The sequence below is a fragment of the Corynebacterium sp. 5QC2CO genome, assembly GCF_024580435.1.
In the GTDB taxonomy this organism is placed as follows: domain Bacteria; phylum Actinomycetota; class Actinomycetes; order Mycobacteriales; family Mycobacteriaceae; genus Corynebacterium; species Corynebacterium jeikeium_D.
Window position 1 is genome coordinate 1 of sequence record NZ_JANIKI010000012.1, and the last position, 17,309, is coordinate 17,309.

Genomic DNA, 17,309 nt, shown 5'->3' on the forward strand with positions numbered 1-17,309 from the left:
CAGGACGACCAGCCCTCTACGACAACGCTATCGACACCGACTACACCCACTCAATCGGCATCCAGAAAGGCCAAATCTAACCCCCGCGCGACACGCCGAGCCAGACACACATTTTGTCGTTTAACCCGCGAATCCACTCACCTGCATAAATACAAGAAAACCCCCGGCGTAAACCGGGGGTTTTCAACCTGCGGAGGATGTGGGATTTGAACCCACGAGGGATGTGACTCCCGCACGCGTTCCAGGCGTGTGACATAGGCCGCTAGTCGAATCCTCCAACGTCGTTAAAGACTACCCAACAAACCCCATTTTCCCAAAACGCGCCCTCTACCAGGGAAAACGAGACATTCAAGCGGCACTCCCGCACAATCGGTGCAACCAACAGCAACCGACGCCGGTTGCCGACTGCCGACTGCTGATTCGCCCCACCCCCACTCCCGGAATTTTTCCGGGAGTTACTTAGCCAGCCGAGCAATCGCCGCCGAGGCCTCCTCCAGCTTGGCATCCAACTCCTCCGGGCCGCCCTCAGCCGCATGCACCACACAGTGATGGAGGTGAGCATCCAGAAGAGTTAACGCCAACGACTTCAACGCCGAATTCACCGCCGAAATCTGGGTCAAAACATCAATACAGTACTCTTCGTTCTCAATCATCCGACCAATGCCACGAACCTGCCCCTCGATGCGACGAATACGGGACTCATAACGCCGCTTCTCTGAGAGATAACCGGGATCAGTGGTGTCATGGCAGCAAGAACCGTCGTCAAGCGAATGCGATTGCGACGAACAACAAGACTCACTCATGAGTTACTCCTTTTTGACTATCTGGTTGACTCGGAGAAAAACCGCGCAGACGCAGACTGTTGCCGACCACAAAAACCGACGAAAACGCCATCGCAGCGCCAGCCAACATCGGATTCAACAACCCCAGCGCGGCGACAGGAATTGCCAAAACGTTGTAGAAAAACGCCCAAAAAAGATTCGAACGAATCGTGCGGAGCGTCCGACGCGACAACCGCAGCGCATCCGCAGCCGCCAACAAATCACCACGCACCAGCGTGATATCCGCGGCCTCCATCGCCACATCGGTGCCCGTGCCCATCGCCATGCCCAAATCCGCCTGCGCAAGAGCCGCCGCATCATTGATGCCATCACCGACCATCGCCACACACGCACCGCCAGCCTGCAACTTCTCAATCGTCGCGACCTTATCCTCCGGCATCACTCCCGAAATCACATCCCCGCGAGCAATACCGACCTCATCCGCAACCCGAAACGCAGGGCCGGCAGCGTCGCCGGTCAGCAGAATCGGCCGCACCCCCCACTCCCGGAACTTCGCGACCGCAGCCGCCGACGTCGGCTTCACCGAATCCGACACCTCCAACGTGCCCAGGAGCTCGCCGTCGCGGCGCACCGCAACCACCGTCCCCCCACTCCCGGAATTTTCCCCGGAGCGGCCGACCTCGATGCGGTGGCCATCCACGGTGCCTTCAACCCCCACTCCCGGAATATCCCGGAAATCCGAAACCGGGAGTAGAGAATCCGGATCCACCGCACGCACAATAGCCTGCGCAATCGGGTGGTGCGACGCCGCCTCCACCGAAGCGGCAAGCGGCAGCAGATTTTCGGGAGTGGGAGGGACCTCCGTCAACTCCATCACACCCGTAGTCACCGTGCCGGTCTTATCCAGCACAACCGTGTCGACCTTCCGCGCCGACTCCAGCACCTCCGGACCACGCAGCAGCACACCAGCCTTGGCACCTTCACTCGTGCCGACCAGGAGCGCTGTGGGCGTCGCTAAGCCAAGCGCACACGGGCACGCGATGATGAGCACGGCGACCGCAGCCGTGACCGCCTCACTCGCGCCGTGCCCTGTAAGCAACCACGCGCCCAGCGTGACCGCGGCAATCGCGATGACGGCGGGCACGAACACTCCCGAAACCCGATCCGCCAGCCGCTGCACCGGCGCCTTACCCGTCTGCGACGCCTCGACCATCGCCGCCATCTGCGCCAACTGCGTCTCCGAGCCGACGCGCGTCGCCCGCACGAGCAGCCGCCCCGACGTATTAATCGTCGCCCCCGTCACCTCATCGCCAGGGCCGACCTCGACAGGCATCGGTTCGCCGGTCAGCATCGACGCATCCACCGCCGACGCGCCCTCCACGACAACGCCGTCCGTCGCGATTTTCTCACCAGGCCTAACGACGAACACCACTCCCGGACGGAGCTGTTCCACGGGCAGCCGCTTCTCCACTCCCGAACTTTCGAGAATGGAGACATCCTTGGCGCCAAGCTTCATCAACTCCCGGAGCGCCTGACCGGCGTTGCGCTTGGAGCGCTTCTCGAAGTAACGACCAATCAGCACAAACATGATGATGCCGGCCATCGCCTCGAGGTAGATGTTCATATCGGCATCACCAGGAGTGACCGTGAAGTGGAACTCGTGCTTGAGCCCCGGCAGCCCGGCACGCCCGAAGAACAACGCCCACACACTCCAGAGGAACGAAGCGGTCGTCCCCATAGTGATCAGCGTGTCCATGGTGACCTCGCCATGACGCAGATTCTTCAGTGTCGCGCGGTGGAACGGCCAGCCGGCCCACACAAAGACCGGCGCCGAGAGCGTGAGACACAGCCACTGCCAATTAGTGAACTGGAGGGCAGGAATCATCGACATTGCGATGACGGGAGCGGTGAGGATGACAGCGCCGATGACTCGGTTGCGCAGGTCTTCCAGCTCCCGGTCTTTCCCTTCGGGAGCAGCACCCGGTTCCTGTTCGGGCTCCTCCTGCGGAAGCTCAGCGGTGTACCCCGCTGCCACGATTGTGTCGATCAGTTGCTGCGGGTTGATGTCCGCCGGCGCCTCCACATGCGCCTTCTCGGTCGCATAGTTCACGCTCGCGTTAACGCCATCAAGTTTGTTCAGCTTGCGTTGAACACGGTTTGCGCACGACGCACACGTCATCCCGCCGACGGGGATATCAAGGGTGAGAAGTTGCTGCTCAGACATCCGCTTTCCTCTTTGGGGGTTTAGTTTGCGACCGCCTTGTAGCCAGCTTCATCCACTGCTGCGATTACGGCAGCGGTGTCAATGTCTGCATCCGAGGTCACGGAAAGGAAATTCCGGGAGCGGTCAACCTGGACATCAGTGATTCCCGGGAGTTCAGAGACTTCCTCCCGCACCGATGCCTCGCAGTGTCCGCATGTCATGCCAGTAACAGTAAAAGTTTGATTAGCCATACCCCAAGATATACCCCCTATGGGTATATCTGTAAAGCTATTCGCGCTGGCGGTAGCCCGAGTAGGCCCGCCCCGCGAGAGCTGTCGGGAAGGCAAGGTTGAATTCGGGCGGCGCGTGCGGAGACGGCGGGTGGAGGTAGACCGCGCCGGAGCCGTCGTCACGCTCGAGGTGCCCGTTGAGGCCTTGCCTGTCGTCATCGTTGGCGGCGTTGTGTTCTTTGCAGGTCATGACCATGTTTTCTATGGTCGTGGCGCCCCCGTTTTTCCTGGCGACCAGGTGATGGGCCTGCCCGGCGTGGGCGGGGCGCGGACACCCGGGCCACGCGCAGATGGGATTGTCGAGGATCATCGCGATGCGCTGTTCCTCCGTCGCCAGGCGCGGGTTGTGTATCGGGAGTAGGTCGGTCGGCGTGTTGTGCTCGTCGTAGACCAGCACCCAGCCGGTATCCGCGAGCAATGCCTCGACGAATTGTCCGGGAGTGAGGACGGAACCGTTGGAGGTCGCCGCAAACCGCGGGCTGTACTCCACGATGTCTTGTGCGGTTACGATGAGCGCGGGCTGGTAACGGAGCTTGTCGACGTCGTCAAGCGGCCCCTCCGACCCGTGCGCCAGGCGTTCTGCCAGCGCCTGACCGACACACCGATCCCGGGTGTAATCCTCGTGCGCTTTGGCGATTTCAGCTGCGCGCACGGTCAGCGGCGCGACCAGGTCGTCAATCATGTTCGCCGGACCGGTGACCTGCAGATGCTTCATCCCGCGGATGTCCGGATTCCGGGAGACGTGGGCGCGCAGGTGCTGCGGCGGCTCGTCGGTGCGGTTGAGCTCCTTGACCTTGGTGCGCATGTAGGTGTCGAGGCCCTCGAAGTCGTAGGCCGCGGCGGCGCGGGTGAAGTCCAGGCGGTAATACTCCCGGATTTCGACGTTGTTGAGCTGCCCGGAGCGCTTGTCGATCTGCATGACCGTGTCCAGCGACAGCTTCAACTCCCGGGCGATCGCGACGGCCTTGTCGCGCGATTCGACGTCCACATCGCCCTCGACGGTGCCGAACAGCCGCTCGGCGCAGCGCAGCAGGCGCTTGAGCCGGAAGGGATCGAAGCCGATGCTGGCTGCCAACTCCCGGTGTCCGGTGGATTTTTCCGGGAGTGCGGCGCGCAGGTCGGCGAGCACGTCAATCCCCCGTGTCGCCAGCGCGCTGAGCAGTCCCAATGTCGTCATGGGGCTAAGGCTAGTTTCCGGGAGTGGGCGGCTTCAATCGCTTTTTGGCGTTGTCCACAGCCGTCGTAAAGCATGCACAATCTGCACAAACGGGCTTGACGACGCGCTCCCGAAAGTGCCCTACCGGAACGCGACCTCTCCCACCGGCCGGCGCAACTTCCGGGAGTGGAGGGTGTCGGGAGCGGCGGCCATGTCCTCACACGCGCGCACGGCGGCCATGAGGTGCTCTTCCTTGGAGGACTGGTAGAACTCGCGGGCGGATTTCGGGAGTTTGGGTTTGTCGTGCAGCGGCATGTCGGAGACGCTGAGCAGCGCGCCGTAGGGCACGCGGAAGCGGTAGCCGTTGGCGGCGATGGTGGCGGATTCCATTTCGACGCCGATGGCGGTGGATTTCTGCAGCTCACGGTAGAGGTCGGCCTGGGAGCGCCACTCCCAGTTGCGGTCGGAGGTCGACAGTACGGTGCCGGTGCGCAGGCGCTTTTTCAGCTCATCGCCGGTGAGTCCGGAGACACGTGCGAGCGCGTTAGTGACGGCGAGCTGGATTTCCGCAATCGGTGGGATGGGTTTTTCCAGGGGCACGTAGTTGTCGAGGACTCCGTCGGCGCGGTCGTAGCCGTTGGCGAGAATCATGTCGCCGATGCGCATGCGACCGTCGAGGCCGGCGCAGTGTCCGACCATCATCCAGCAGTGCGGTCGCGTGACGGCGAGGCAGTCGGTGATGGTTTTGGCATTCGAGGGGCCGACGCCGATGTCGATGATGGTGATGCCGCATTGGTCGTCGCGAAGCAGGTGGTACGCCGGCATCTGCGAGGCGTGCGCGTGCTGACGGCAAATTCCGGGAGTGGGGATGGCGCCAATGTCGTAGCGCTTCCCACCCGGGCACACCAGCGCCGTGTACCCGTGCGGATTTCCGGGAGTGAGGGTGGCGGCGTATTCGAGGAACACGTCGGTGTGCAGCTGATAGTTGGTAAACAGCACGAAGCGCTGGATGTTTGCGGCGTGCGAGCCGGTGTAGTGCTCGAGGCGCTGGAGGGCGAGGTCGATGCGCTGGGCGGTAAAGAGGCTCAAGGGTTTAACGAGAAGGCCCAGGTAGTCGGCTTCGCCATCGGCGATGGTGTCGTCGATGCAGGCGGAGTCGATGGGGGTAAACGTCTTCTCCACTGCCGCCAGCATGCTTGCCGACGCCCCTTCCCTCCCCGCCGCTTCCTCGGCGGCCGCGTCGAATCCGCGGCACATCCGGAGTGGGATGGGCTGGTCGGAGACGCGCACCTCGACTTCGCCGCCGTGGTTGGTGAGCAGGTCGGTGATTTGCTCGATGAGGTAGGTGCGGAACATCACCGGGCGGGTGATGGTGGTGGCATACACTCCCGGACGGTCGACGAAGCCATGTGACAGAGAGGGGTCGACATCCTCGACGGCGCTGCCGGCCGGGACGGTGAAGCGTAGTTCGGGGTAGTAGGCGCGCACCGGCCCACTCCCGGAATTTCCTTCGGTGGCGGCGGTGTATTGCTCGACTAGGTAGGCCATCCCTGCCCGGTGGATTTCGGTGAGCCGGTCGACGGCTGCGGCGGCGTCGGTGTAGAAGTCGCCTTCGCCTTCGGTGGGCCAGAACGGGGGTGTTGCGGAGTCTCGTACCTGCATATCCCAAGGCTAGGCGGAGAGGTTCCCGCGCGCATCCGCGCCACGCTCATCACGCCAGACGCGCCACGCTCATCCACGCAACGCCACGCTCACCGAGCCAGCTCAGTGCCGGCTCCACACTCCTTCGCGGCTGCGGCGGACCTCAAAGACCTGGTGCACGTGGTAGCCGCCGACGGTGGGGATGGTGAGGAAGTGACGGCCGTCGTCAAGCTCGTGCCAGAGGATGCGGCCGTAGCGCACGCCGTCGCGGACGTGGGCGCTGAGGTAGTCGGCGCGTTGTTGTCCGCGGAGGGTGGCGTAGAAGGCGGGGTCGACGGGTAGTTGGACGAGATTCCGGGAGTGGGGGTCGATGTCTGCTTCTTGCAGTCGGATGGCGACGGGTCGGCCGTCGACGAGGAGGTCAGCGGTGTGACGGCTGAGGTGGATGATGTGGACGTCGCTTATTGTGGTGTGCATTTGGCGCTCCTATTCGCTCTTCCCCGCAGGCGGTCTGTGGGGCTGATCTTCCTTTGGGGCACCGGGTCCGCGAATCGGGCGGTTGCCTATCGACGCTGTCAAAGGCCATTTCTCGTCGATATCTTGTGATCGTGTCGCCCACCCTAACACCAACTAGACAGCTTTGTCTACCATCGCACGCACGCTTTACGACGAGGCCCCACCTCCCCCCCCCCCCGGAAGCTACCCCTTCCCCGTCAGCACCAGGACCACCAGCGCCACGTTGAGCGCGATGATGAGCCCGCAGATAACCCACGCAATTCGGCGCAGTAGTGGGGTGTTGGCCCAGATGCCCATCTCGGCATGCGAGGAGGTCATGCGCACCAGCGGGACCAGCGCAAACGGGATGCCAATCGACAGCACCACCTGGCTGAGCACCAGCGCCCACGTCGGCTCCACGCCGCTGGCGATAATGAGCAGCGCCGGAATGATGGTGACTATTCGGCGCACCAGCAACGGCACGTGCACCTTCAGCAGGTCGCGCATAATCAGGTCACCGGCGTAGCAACCGACAGAGGACGACGCCAGCCCGGAGGCCAACAACCCAACGCCGAAGAGCACGCCCACCACGGGGCCAAGCACGCTGGTCACGGCAGCGTGAGCGCCTTCGATGGAGTCAGTCCCCTCCACTCCCGGAAGCGCTTCGGCCGCGAGACACAGCATGCCGATATTCACCGACCCAGCCAGCACGAGGGCGCCGAAGACATCGAGGCGCGTGGCCCGCAGGTGCTGGCGCAGCGAAGCATCATCTTCCACCTTGTACTCGCGGTCGCGCACCAGCCCGGAGTGCAGGTAGACCGCATGCGGCATCACGGTCGCACCCAGCATGGATGCCGCCAGCACCACGGTGTGCGCGCCTTGGAAGCGCGGCAGAATTCCGCTGGCCATCTCCCCGAGACTCAGGCCCGTGACAAACAGCCCGGCGAGGAACCCCACCGTAATGACCAGCAGGAACGCCACAATTACGCCTTCAAAAGTGCGTTGCGAACGCCCACCCTGCAGCAGCAACAGCCCCAGCGAGACCGCACCGACGATGACGCCACCGAGTAGCATCGGCGTTCCAAAGAGCAGATACAGCGCGGTGGCACCACCAATAATTTCCGCCACATCCGTCGCTGCCGCCACAATCTCGGCCTGCACCCAGTACGCCAGCCGCCCCGGCCGGTTCGAACCGAAGCGGTCGGCAACGCCTTCGGTCAGCGACCGCCCCGTCACCAGGCCATACTTCGCTGACAGGTACTGCACAACCATCGCCATGAGGTTGGACACGACCAGCACCCACAGCAGCAGATACCCGTAGCTCGCGCCCGCAGACAGGTTCGCAGCCACATTTCCGGGGTCCACGTAGGCAATCGCCGCCACAAACGCAGGCCCCAGCAGACTCATCATGGGCTTGCGGTTTTTCTCGCTTGACGACGTCACTTGCGACCCTTGTGTCCCTGAATCTTTCACCCGGCCATTATTTCACGGCCTCGATACTAAATCTTCAATCAGCCCAAAATTTGGGCAGCCATGGTGCCACCGAGATTCACCAGGCGGTCGGGGATGTCGTCGTCAAGCGAACCGACAAACACGACGGGCTCGGCCGCAAGCTCCCACTTGTAGCCGGTCGTGATGGTTTTCATGGCGTTTTCCGCGCCGGTGGTGTCGAAGCCGCCGCGGATCCAGTAGGAAAATGGCAGCCCCTTAGTGGCTTCCTGCGCCTCCCGGAAGGTGGTGTCGAAGAAGTGCTTGAGCGCGCCGGAGATGTATCCAAAGTTGGCGGAGGTACCGAGCAGGATAGCGTCGGCGCTGGTCAGGTCATCGATGGTGGCGTCGAGAGCCTCGACAACCTTGACATCCACGCCCTCTAGCGCGGGGTCGTTGGCGCCCTCGAGCACGTGGCTTAAGACTTCCTGCAGGAGCGGGGTTGGGGAATGGTGGACGACAAGAAGAGTAGGCATGCCCCGAGGGTATCGAAGCGCCCCCTAGAAAATCACCTGTTCGCGAGGAATTTTCAGACCCGCACGCAAGGCTTCAGGGAGGTCGGCAATGGAGTCGAGCTCTGCGCTCGCGCCACCATCGCTACCAACACCGCCACCGAGCGAATCCAGAATCCACCGCTGCGCTGCACCCACGGACACCTCGCCGAGAGTCACGTCACCATCACGCTTGGACAGTCGCCGTCCTTCAGAGTTCACCACCAGTGGAACGTGCACGAACGAAGGCGCCGCATACCCCAAAAGACCAGCCAGGTACGCCTGGCGCGGGGCGGAGGCCATCAGGTCATCACCACGCACGACCTCGGTCACACCCTGCTCGGCATCATCGACAACGACCGCGAGGTTGTAGGCCCACATGCCATCGGCACGCTGAAGGACAAAGTCATCGATCGGGGCGGTAATCTCGCCATGCAGCTCATCGGTCGCAGTCCCCTCACTCACCTGAGATTTCAGGCGTAGCGACGGCCTTCTCCCAGCCGCCGCAAATTCGGCCTTCTTCGCGGAGAGGTGCTCGTCGTCAAGCGAACGGCACGTGCCGGGATACTGCCCCGGCACGCCATGGGGCGCGGAGGAGGCGGCGAGGATTTCGCGGCGCGTGCAGAAGCAGGGATAAGTCAGGCCGCGTTGCGTGAGGTCGGAAAGTGCGGATTCATACAGCTCAGAGCGTTCGGACTGGCGGACCGGCGTGCCATCCCAGTCGATACCGATGGCCTCGAGATCGGCGAGCTGCTGCGCCTCATACTCGGGGCGGGAGCGCTGGCGGTCGATGTCCTCGATACGCACGATGAAGCGACCGCCCTGCGCACGGGCGTGCGCCCAGGCCAACACTGCGGTGCGCAGGTTTCCCAGGTGCAGCCGACCGGTCGGCGAAGGGGCGTAGCGGCCGGTGGGAGGTCTCTGATGTGGTTGAAGAGCGAAGCCAAACATAGGTCGAGAATAACGCCAAATATGCTGAACGCACTTCACTGGAATCCCACAATGGAATTAGCGATTAAAGTCCATCACGCAGGGTTTTACCGCCATATAGACTCATACTTCTGTCTAACTCGTTTGTAAATACGTCCCTGTTAACGCAGACCCGCTCATGGATACCAGTGGCAATCACTAGCTCACCCAGTGTTGCAGACACTTCCCATTTAAAGCGATTTCTAGCCTGCATGATGCATTTTGCACGCACCTCAAGCTCAACCCCCTCAGTGCATGGAGCCGTGTGACGTATATTCACACCGAACCCCAAGCTCATCTCTCCTGGGTTCAATAGTTTTTCAGAATCAAGGTGCTTAATACAGGCAAGTTCCAACAATCCCACCGTAAAACCCGTTGCAAATATCGGAGGCATTGAGGCAAATTCGTCCTCGTCGGGATACAAATCGGGAACTGTCTTACCTTCGGGGATTGTATACCTAAAAGCATAGGTTTTTTCAAGAATACTTTTCACCATAACCCTACCTCTCTATAAGCACCTAAGCAGTCATCAGCTAGGCGTTTATTATTTACACTTGCTGTACCAGCGGGATACTGAATCTGAGTTGCAGCTAAAAGCAAATCAGTTAATCCAGTTTCGACCAGCCCGCCACGCGCTCCAAGCACGTTCATGCAGTCAACTACAGTCGTAATTGCACTGTTAACAGATTCGGTTTTCGCTGCGAGGATTAGCGGCTCATTGGGCGTTCCGCGATCTAAGCTAGCCGCTGCAGAAACGCACGCTGCGTTTGAAATAACAAATCGGCGATTGACATTGCCAAGCAGTCCACGGATCGCACTTTTTTGAGATAGGTTTTTTAACTTACCCGTTTCAGATCTTAGATATGCCTTGGTAATATCCAACGCCTTCTGCTGAATTCCCAAAGCAACTGCTGCCAAGTTGAGCTTTCCGAACAGCGTTATCGAACGATGAGCTACCTCCAATCCATCTTTGTCGGAGAGGATATTGTTATTGGTCACACTGCAGCCATCAACGAATTCAACACTTCCAATATTAACTCCTTCAAGCCCCGGCAATAAATACGTGTTTCCCGCCTGAATATTCCGCGAATCAGCCGGCACAATAACTGCCAAAAAATTATCGCCTACCGATCCATTAACATTTCTAGCAACAACACCATGCACATCTGCTATATGCGAGTTAACGATAAAACCCTTCTTCCCCACTAAGGAAGATTCCATCGCCCCTTTAAGTATCCGTGTCTCCATTTTCGCAAGATTCGACCCGGATACGGGCTCTGTTAAGCAAATTGAGGAAATTTTCTCTCCGCTACACAGCGGTGGTAACCATTCTTGTTTCTGCTCCTTGCTCGCATTTAAGAATACCGCTAATCCTAACTGAACGGACTGCACTAAAACGCCGATGCTTGGATCACAGTGAGACGAAGCCTGGATTGAAAATAGACGTTCTACATGAGATGCACCCGCACCGCCAAAATCTACAGGAATAGAAAGCCCAGCCCACCCCATGCGTCCTACTATTCGACATACTTCTCTCGAAAATTCAATCGAGCTTTCTTTGCAGCTTATATTGCCGAATTCTTCGGTTGCTCGTTCAAGGAATATTTCATACGACTTAATTTTTCTCCAATCTGACTTCTCGACTACCCATCACCGCAACCACTACAGCTACGACCGCGAATGCAATACACACAATCCCGACTATCGCGCTACTTCCACCGCTTAGCCCCGCTGCGAGCGGGCCAACTGCCGTTCCCACGTAGCCCACGATGTAGTAGCTGGAAACAGTCGCAGCAAGATCCTTTCCACGTGCCGCTTCGGAAACTCGCAGCAGCGAATACTTGAAAGAAATCCCTTGGCCGACACCACAGATAACGGTTGCGATAATCAGCAAAACAGCATTTGAGCTAAGCAAACTCAGTGTTACGCCGCCCAGCCCGAGCGCGAGAATCACCAGCCCCACCGGATACGAGACCCGCTGCACTCTCCGCCCGAGCATCACCTGAGTCACTGCCGATACTCCGAGCATCAAAGCTGTAATCGACGCGATCTTCAGCTGCGTATCGAAGCCCATATCCTTCGCAGCCAGGGGGACGACGGACTGAAAGAGACCGTTGACTCCATACGCACAGCCAATCGCTAACGCTCCCGGAATGAAAACTCGAATCACAGCCCGAGCCACACCAAACTGCGGCCGCCAGTTCGCTGAATTTCTCTCGAAGCTACGCTCCCGCACCCGAGCGACACCAACCATCGACACCACGGTAAGCGCTGCGTAGATCCAATACGGCATCTGCAGCGGCGACGATGAAAACTGTGCCACCACAGCCGAGTACAACGGACCTAAAGCTAATGCCCCAGAGACCGCCACCGTACTTGTGAGCGCGCCGATATGCGTGAGTAATTTCTCCTGCAACAAGGCAGTAAATGATCCCGTTGCGAGACCGACTGAGAATCCTGAAATCACTCGAGCGGCATATAGAACCATTTCATGTGAATCGACTAACCCCGCCGCCAGAAACATCAGGGTTGATGCCAATGACAGCGCCATACTGACTAGTGCGATCGGCTTTCGCCCCAGCGAGTCTGACAAATGTCCGTATGTGAGCGTGACCACTACACCCACCGCATAGCATGCAAAGACAACTACCGTTTTGTTGGCACTCAAACCCCAATCATGCTGGTATAAGGCATATAGACCGGAGGGCATCGTACTTCCAATTACTACGATGACCAGCCCAAGCGCTAGCGCTGCTCCATCTCGAACATTAGCTTGAACTTCACCCGACATTTCCACCTCCGTCCATACTTTCCGTTCATGAAAAGTATGATTTCACAGAATGTGTTGTACGGCTAGAGGTTTGGTGAAATCAATCTAGCCTCACGTTTGAAACAGCACTAAAACCCCGTTTCAGTCCATTCTTCCGCGTACGGTAACTTGCTTCGAACATCGCAAAGTGATTCGCTAACACCATGAAACAGCGCACGTACTTCGAGCAGGCAGCCGCGATTGCCGCAGAATGCTCATCGCCTGTGCGCCTGGCAATCCTGGAGTACCTTCTCAAAAACGGTCCCACTCGCGTGCGCAGACTTGCCGAGTCAACCAACATCGCCGAATCGACGCTGTCCAACAATCTCCGGCGCCTCCGCGAAGCCGAAATCGTCGATGTCGAACGACAGGGGAAAAGCGCGACCTATTCCATCGCTAACCCTTCAATACGCCAGGTAATTGCCAATCTTTTCCAGGCTGCCGGCGCCGACACTGCCGCGCCCATCCCCGAGCACCAACCAGCAATTACCTTCGCCCGGTCTTGCTACGACCATCTGGCAGGATCCCTCGGAGTACAACTCACGCGGGCTCTGTTCACCAAAGAAGCACTCATCACCGACGCCGGTGAAATCACCTTTGGCCCCAACGCCGAGAAATGCTTCGCCTACCTCGGCACAGGCCTATCCAGCCTCGATGCAAGCAGGAAGACAGCATTCCTCTGCAACGACTGGACACACGCCGATTCTCACCTGGCCGGATCGCTCGGCGCCGCGCTCCTGCGTGGCCTCATTTCAAAGGGTTGGTTGACCCCAATCCCCGACTCCCGCGGACTCGAACTCACAGAGGAAGGCAGAGTCGGCCTCGAAGACTTCATCGGCACTCGCTTGGAGCCCCAGCCGGCAGGTAACATTCCCTCCCGTGACAAATAACGAAAACCTGCCCAAGTCTGGGCCGGGCAACGCCGAGGCTGCCGCTGTGAGCACCTCGCACGCGCCCGAGAACGCAACTAAGTTTGAATCCACAGCAACCACGCCACGCCACATCCCGGTACCGAAATCGCTGTACCCGATGTTCACGGCCATTTTCATTGGCGTGCTAATCGTCTCCAACATCACCGCCACCAAGGGCGTGGAAATCTTCGGCCTGGCCACCGACGGCGCCTTCTTCCTCTTCCCCTTGAGCTACGTCATCGGCGACGTGCTTTCCGAGTGCTACGGCTACAAAGCCACCCGCCGCACCGTGTGGACCGGTTTCGCCATCCTCGCCGGCGCAATGCTCTGCTTCTTTGCCGCCATCAAGCTCCCGGCGGCACCGTGGTACGAAAATCAGGAAGCATTCGCCACCGTCCTGGGCACCGTCCCGCAGCTTGTTCTCGCAGGTCTGGCCGGTTATGTCGTCGGTCAGCTGCTCAACGCCTGGTCGCTCACCGCCATTAAGAAGCGCACTGGTGAAAAGGCTCTCTGGGCGCGCCTGATGGGCTCGACTGTGGTTGGCGAGTTCGTCGATACGCTCATCTTCTGCTCCATCGCCGCCACCGCGATTGGCATCGACACCTGGGGCACCTTCGTCAACTACGTCATCGTCGGCTTTACCTGGAAGACCGCCGTCGAGATCGTAGTCATGCCACTCACCTACGCCGTCATCGCGTGGGTCAAGCGCCGCGAAGGCTACTACGACACGCACGTTCCCGCTTAACGACGAAAAAGTGCCGCGACCTCGCCCTAGAAGCGAAGAAGTCGCGGCACTTTTTGCTTTTTACTTCACATCCCGTTTGGCATTGGCCCAATGAGCAACGCCAACAGCCACAACGATCCAGGCCACCAGCACCACGATGTTGAACCACATTGGCTGCGTCATGCCGGCCTCAAAACCAGTACGTGGATTCTCCGGGTTTGCTATCAGACCGCCCAGCTGCGTTGACAACTGCTGAATGCGTGCACCCGGCGTGACCAGCCACAGCGGCCGGAAAATCGCATACGCGAGCGCCGCGAACTCCAGCATGCTTTCCACCACCAAGATCCACACCAGCGGAATAGCGACAGCGGCAACGCGCGAGCGCGTCAACACACCCAGCGACATCGCGATCAGCCCAAACACAACAAAGCCGAGCACTCCAGCGAGAATGTCCGGGGCAGCGTCGCCGCCCTTGAACTCCACGCGTGGCGAAACCGTCACCGATAACCAAGCAAGCGCCACACCGATGACCCAACAGACAGCAATCAACACAAGCGTCAGCGTCATCCGCGCCGAAAGCCACAGGCTCCTTCGGTCCTGCGTCAAGAACGCATGCGCATTCATCTGATCGTTGTACTCACCCGCCAGGGTGGAGCCACCAAAGGCAATCACGATCATGTTGAAGATCACCGTCCCCAACAGCAGCAATTCCCAATCAGCAGTCGCACCAGCGTCCGCCGCCATACTGAAAGCCGCCATCGGCCCAGCTATCGAACCGACCAACAGCACCACATAGACCCACGTACCGCGCAGGCTGGCTAGCTTCGTCCACTCCGACCGCAAAGCGTTTCCAAAACTCATCTCAGTCACTCCCCTACTGCCCAATCGCCTGCGCGCGGTATTCCTGCGATTCCTGGGTCGCAGCCAGGAACTTCTCCTCCAGGTTGTCGCGCTTCGTGTGCAACCGCGTCACCAACAGCCCCTCGCGCAGGGCAGCGGCCGCAATGTCGCGGCGGAGTTGCTGCTCGCTGATGCCGTCGTAAAGCGGAATGCGCAATTGCTTATCGACGTCAACCCCACGCGCCACCGGCCCCAACGCCTGCAGCAGCCGAGCCGGATCGTCGACCTCAACTTCGATGACCGTGCCGTCGGAGAGGAACTCATCCATGCTGTACTCGCCGATCATGCGGCCGCGGCCGATGACGACGATGCGATCGGCGGTGAGCTGCATCTCGGAAAGGAGGTGCGACGACACGAGGACAGCGCAGCCCTGTGCGGCCAGCGCCTTGATGGTGTGGCGCATCCACGAGACACCTTCGGGGTCGAGGCCGTTGACCGGCTCATCCAGGATCAGATGCTGCGGCTTGCCGAGCAGAGCCGCCGCCACTCCCAGACGCTGCTTCATACCCAGCGAGTAGCCGCCGACCTTGTCCTTCGCCGCCTCGGTCATACCGACCTGCTCAAGACACTCCTCCACGCGGGTGTCGGGGATGCCGGCGCCGCGGGCGAGGGCCTGCAGATGAGCGCGGCCTGAACGAGCCTTGTTGTGCCAACCGGCATCCAGAATTGCGCCGGCGATGCTGGGCTTATTCTTCAGCGTGGAAAAGGGCTGGTTGCTGTAGGTGTTGCCCTGCGAATCCGTTCCGGTGAACAAGGCCTGACCCGTGGTCGGGGCATCGAGGCCCAGCATGCAGCGCATGGTGGTGGACTTGCCGGAGCCATTTGGGCCGAGAAAACCTGTCACGACACCGTCGGGAACGGTGAAGGACAGGTCATCGACGGCTAATTTCGAACCGTACTTCTTGCTGAGTCGTTCAACCGTGATCATGCCCTCCATGATGCCGGTTGAGACTGCCTCGCGCAGTAGAGCTAGGTCTAGTTTTGGGGTCCCCGGGCCCAAGTTCCACTTCACGCCACGGGTGTCACCTCATGCCACCTCCACAGCTGGCACGAGGTGACATGGCTGTCGTGAAGTGCGAAAAGGTAGAAGCCTAGCCCCACCCCAGTCCTCAGCCGCTAATTCCCCACCGCGCGACCACCGTTGGCGTAGTAGCGGCCCATGAACTCATCGCGGTACTCGAAGAACCGGTCCTCCAGGATCGCAGCGCGAATGTTCTCCACCAGCTGCACCATGAAAAACAGGTTGTGAATCGTGCACAGCGTGCCAGCCAGGTACTCCTTGGCCTTCAACAGATGATGCAGGTAGGCCCGGGAATAATTCAGCGAAGTATAGGAAGGCACCTCCGCATCCACGGGCCGGAAGTCGTTCTTGAAGCGGGCATTCGTCAAGGTCATCCGGCCATCGAGCGTGTACACACCACCACGGCGGGCAAGCCTCGTCGGAGCCACGCAGTCAAAGGTGTCGGCACCGGCCTCGACAGCGGCAAAAATATCGTCCGGCTCGGAAATCCCCAGTAGGTGGCGGGCGCGGTCGTCGGGAAGCTCGTCGTTGACCCAACCGCAGATCAGGCCCAGATTCTGTTTCTCAATCGCCCCACCAATGCCATAGCCGTGGAAGCCCAGCTGACCGGCGTCCTCGAACTCGCGGGAGAGCTCCGCTAGCCCGCGGGCGGCCTTGCGGCGCAGGTCTTCGTACTGCGCGCCCTGCACGACACCGAATAACTGCTGGATGGGCAACTGGCCGTCGTCAAGCGAATGGACGTGCGCGTCGACCTGACCGCGCGAAACCGTCAACTCGTTGTGAGCCTCCAGGCATCGGCGTGCCCAGCGGTGCGTGCGCTCGACAGATGCCTCCTGGTAGCCGCGGGTGTTCATCAGCGTGGTGAGCTCGTCGAACGCCATCATGATGTCGGCGCCCAGCGCGTGCTGAATACGCATGGACACCTCCGGCGTGAAGCGGTGCTCGGAGCCATCGATGTGCGAGCGGAAAGTCACGCCGTCCTCGTCGACGAACGCGTTGCGCTCTTTGCCCTCGGCGACGATGTCGTCTTTCTGCATGCCGGTGACGTCCATCGCGAGGGTCTTTTTAAAGCCCGCGCCGAGGCTGAGCACCTGGAATCCGCCGGAGTCGGTGAATGTCGGGCCGTTCCAGTTGGAGAACTTTGCCAACCCGCCGGCCTGGTCGACAATTTCCTCGCCGGGCTGCAGGTACAGGTGGTACGCGTTCGACAGCATCGCCTGCGCGCCGGTGGATCGCACCTGCTCGGGCGTGAGCGTCTTCACGGTCGCCTTCGTGCCGACCGGAATGAACGCCGGCGTAGCAATATCGCCATGCGGGGTGTGGATGGTGCCAGCACGTCCGCGCGCGCCTTCGATTTGCTTTACGACGTCAAAGCCCGTCGTCCTCGACTGCGACATGAGTCTCCTTGGTTGTGGTCCAGTGCTAATGC

The 17,309-nt window shown here is 60.2% G+C and carries 17 protein-coding genes, 1 tRNA gene and 1 riboswitch; of the genes, 2 read left to right on the top strand and 16 right to left on the bottom strand.

Annotated features, from left to right (window positions below):
• Positions 1-191: 191 nt before the first annotated feature.
• The 13 genes from NQ014_RS09235 to NQ014_RS09295 form a co-directional block, all read right to left on the bottom strand.
• Positions 192-277: transfer RNA gene (locus tag NQ014_RS09235), tRNA-Ser, on the bottom strand.
• A gap of 178 nt (positions 278-455) precedes the next feature.
• Positions 456-803 (bottom strand): metal-sensitive transcriptional regulator, encoded by a 348-nt coding sequence (locus NQ014_RS09240; protein ID WP_070832679.1) that lies wholly within the window; start codon positions 801-803, stop codon positions 456-458.
• Positions 796-3,006, bottom strand: coding sequence for a cation-translocating P-type ATPase (locus NQ014_RS09245; RefSeq protein WP_257074971.1), 2,211 nt, complete (start codon positions 3,004-3,006; stop codon positions 796-798). Before NQ014_RS09245 ends, NQ014_RS09240 begins: the two co-directional genes overlap by 8 nt.
• Positions 3,007-3,026: 20 nt before the next feature.
• The gene (locus NQ014_RS09250) at positions 3,027-3,236 is read right to left on the bottom strand and encodes a heavy-metal-associated domain-containing protein (protein ID WP_049172422.1); all 210 of its coding nucleotides are present in this window, start codon (positions 3,234-3,236) and stop codon (positions 3,027-3,029) included.
• 37 nt (positions 3,237-3,273) lie between these two features.
• Positions 3,274-4,452, bottom strand: a complete 1,179-nt coding sequence (locus NQ014_RS09255) for an HNH endonuclease signature motif containing protein (RefSeq protein ID WP_257074972.1) — start codon at positions 4,450-4,452, stop codon at positions 3,274-3,276.
• A gap of 120 nt (positions 4,453-4,572) precedes the next feature.
• Entirely contained in the window at positions 4,573-6,093 is a 1,521-nt protein-coding gene (locus NQ014_RS09260; RefSeq protein WP_257074973.1) for an AMP nucleosidase, read from the bottom strand.
• A gap of 102 nt (positions 6,094-6,195) precedes the next feature.
• The gene (locus tag NQ014_RS09265) at positions 6,196-6,549 is read right to left on the bottom strand and encodes a hypothetical protein (RefSeq protein ID WP_038627330.1); all 354 of its coding nucleotides are present in this window, start codon (positions 6,547-6,549) and stop codon (positions 6,196-6,198) included.
• A gap of 10 nt (positions 6,550-6,559) precedes the next feature.
• Positions 6,560-6,680: riboswitch (SAM riboswitch) on the bottom strand.
• A gap of 91 nt (positions 6,681-6,771) precedes the next feature.
• Entirely contained in the window at positions 6,772-8,040 is a 1,269-nt protein-coding gene (locus NQ014_RS09270; RefSeq protein ID WP_257074974.1) for an Nramp family divalent metal transporter, read from the bottom strand.
• A gap of 38 nt (positions 8,041-8,078) precedes the next feature.
• Positions 8,079-8,531, bottom strand: a complete 453-nt coding sequence (locus NQ014_RS09275) for a flavodoxin family protein (RefSeq protein ID WP_076773150.1) — start codon at positions 8,529-8,531, stop codon at positions 8,079-8,081.
• Positions 8,532-8,555: 24 nt separating this feature from the next.
• Positions 8,556-9,497 (bottom strand): tRNA glutamyl-Q(34) synthetase GluQRS, encoded by a 942-nt coding sequence (gene gluQRS, locus NQ014_RS09280; protein WP_257074975.1) that lies wholly within the window; start codon positions 9,495-9,497, stop codon positions 8,556-8,558.
• 64 nt (positions 9,498-9,561) lie between these two features.
• Positions 9,562-10,011 carry a thioesterase family protein gene (locus NQ014_RS09285; RefSeq protein WP_257074976.1) on the bottom strand — a complete coding sequence of 150 codons (450 nt, stop codon included), beginning with the start codon at positions 10,009-10,011 and terminating at the stop codon, positions 9,562-9,564.
• Positions 10,005-11,135 (bottom strand): acyl-CoA dehydrogenase family protein, encoded by a 1,131-nt coding sequence (locus NQ014_RS10995; protein WP_373467721.1) that lies wholly within the window; start codon positions 11,133-11,135, stop codon positions 10,005-10,007. Before NQ014_RS10995 ends, NQ014_RS09285 begins: the two co-directional genes overlap by 7 nt.
• Positions 11,131-12,306, bottom strand: coding sequence for an MFS transporter (locus tag NQ014_RS09295; protein ID WP_257074977.1), 1,176 nt, complete (start codon positions 12,304-12,306; stop codon positions 11,131-11,133). The genes NQ014_RS10995 and NQ014_RS09295 overlap by 5 nt, the downstream gene beginning before the upstream one ends.
• Positions 12,307-12,488: 182 nt before the next feature.
• Here NQ014_RS09295 and NQ014_RS09300 point away from each other — a divergent pair, with 182 nt between their 5' ends.
• Both NQ014_RS09300 and NQ014_RS09305 read left to right on the top strand, forming a co-directional pair.
• The gene (locus NQ014_RS09300) at positions 12,489-13,214 is read left to right on the top strand and encodes a helix-turn-helix transcriptional regulator (protein WP_257074978.1); all 726 of its coding nucleotides are present in this window, start codon (positions 12,489-12,491) and stop codon (positions 13,212-13,214) included.
• On the top strand, positions 13,204-13,980 hold the full coding sequence (locus NQ014_RS09305) for a queuosine precursor transporter (protein WP_373467720.1): 777 nt from the start codon (positions 13,204-13,206) through the stop codon (positions 13,978-13,980). The genes NQ014_RS09300 and NQ014_RS09305 overlap by 11 nt, the downstream gene beginning before the upstream one ends.
• Before the next feature lie 60 nt (positions 13,981-14,040).
• Here NQ014_RS09305 and NQ014_RS09310 read toward each other — a convergent pair whose 3' ends face one another.
• The 3 genes from NQ014_RS09310 to tgt form a co-directional block, all read right to left on the bottom strand.
• Complete coding sequence (locus NQ014_RS09310) at positions 14,041-14,820, bottom strand: ABC transporter permease (protein WP_257074979.1); 780 nt, start codon at positions 14,818-14,820, stop codon at positions 14,041-14,043.
• 13 nt (positions 14,821-14,833) lie between these two features.
• Entirely contained in the window at positions 14,834-15,787 is a 954-nt protein-coding gene (locus NQ014_RS09315) for an ABC transporter ATP-binding protein (RefSeq protein ID WP_257075019.1), read from the bottom strand.
• Between the two features lie 188 nt (positions 15,788-15,975).
• A complete protein-coding gene (tgt, locus tag NQ014_RS09320) occupies positions 15,976-17,277 on the bottom strand; it encodes a tRNA guanosine(34) transglycosylase Tgt (RefSeq protein ID WP_257074980.1) in 1,302 nt (433 codons plus the stop codon).
• Between the last annotated feature and the right edge of the window lie 32 nt (positions 17,278-17,309).

Coding starts and splice junctions, on each gene's coding strand:
- tgt (WP_257074980.1), bottom strand. CDS start 17,277: ATGTCGCAGTCGAGGACGACGGGCTTTGACGTCGTAAAGCAAATCGAA.
- NQ014_RS09275 (WP_076773150.1), bottom strand. CDS start 8,531: ATGCCTACTCTTCTTGTCGTCCACCATTCCCCAACCCCGCTCCTGCAG.
- gluQRS (WP_257074975.1), bottom strand. CDS start 9,497: ATGTTTGGCTTCGCTCTTCAACCACATCAGAGACCTCCCACCGGCCGC.
- NQ014_RS09295 (WP_257074977.1), bottom strand. CDS start 12,306: ATGTCGGGTGAAGTTCAAGCTAATGTTCGAGATGGAGCAGCGCTAGCG.
- NQ014_RS09245 (WP_257074971.1), bottom strand. CDS start 3,006: ATGTCTGAGCAGCAACTTCTCACCCTTGATATCCCCGTCGGCGGGATG.
- NQ014_RS09250 (WP_049172422.1), bottom strand. CDS start 3,236: ATGGCTAATCAAACTTTTACTGTTACTGGCATGACATGCGGACACTGC.
- NQ014_RS09255 (WP_257074972.1), bottom strand. CDS start 4,452: ATGACGACATTGGGACTGCTCAGCGCGCTGGCGACACGGGGGATTGAC.
- NQ014_RS09315 (WP_257075019.1), bottom strand. CDS start 15,787: ATGATCACGGTTGAACGACTCAGCAAGAAGTACGGTTCGAAATTAGCC.
- NQ014_RS09240 (WP_070832679.1), bottom strand. CDS start 803: ATGAGTGAGTCTTGTTGTTCGTCGCAATCGCATTCGCTTGACGACGGT.
- NQ014_RS09285 (WP_257074976.1), bottom strand. CDS start 10,011: ATGGTGAAAAGTATTCTTGAAAAAACCTATGCTTTTAGGTATACAATC.
- NQ014_RS09310 (WP_257074979.1), bottom strand. CDS start 14,820: ATGAGTTTTGGAAACGCTTTGCGGTCGGAGTGGACGAAGCTAGCCAGC.
- NQ014_RS09300 (WP_257074978.1), top strand. CDS start 12,489: ATGAAACAGCGCACGTACTTCGAGCAGGCAGCCGCGATTGCCGCAGAA.
- NQ014_RS09265 (WP_038627330.1), bottom strand. CDS start 6,549: ATGCACACCACAATAAGCGACGTCCACATCATCCACCTCAGCCGTCAC.
- NQ014_RS09260 (WP_257074973.1), bottom strand. CDS start 6,093: ATGCAGGTACGAGACTCCGCAACACCCCCGTTCTGGCCCACCGAAGGC.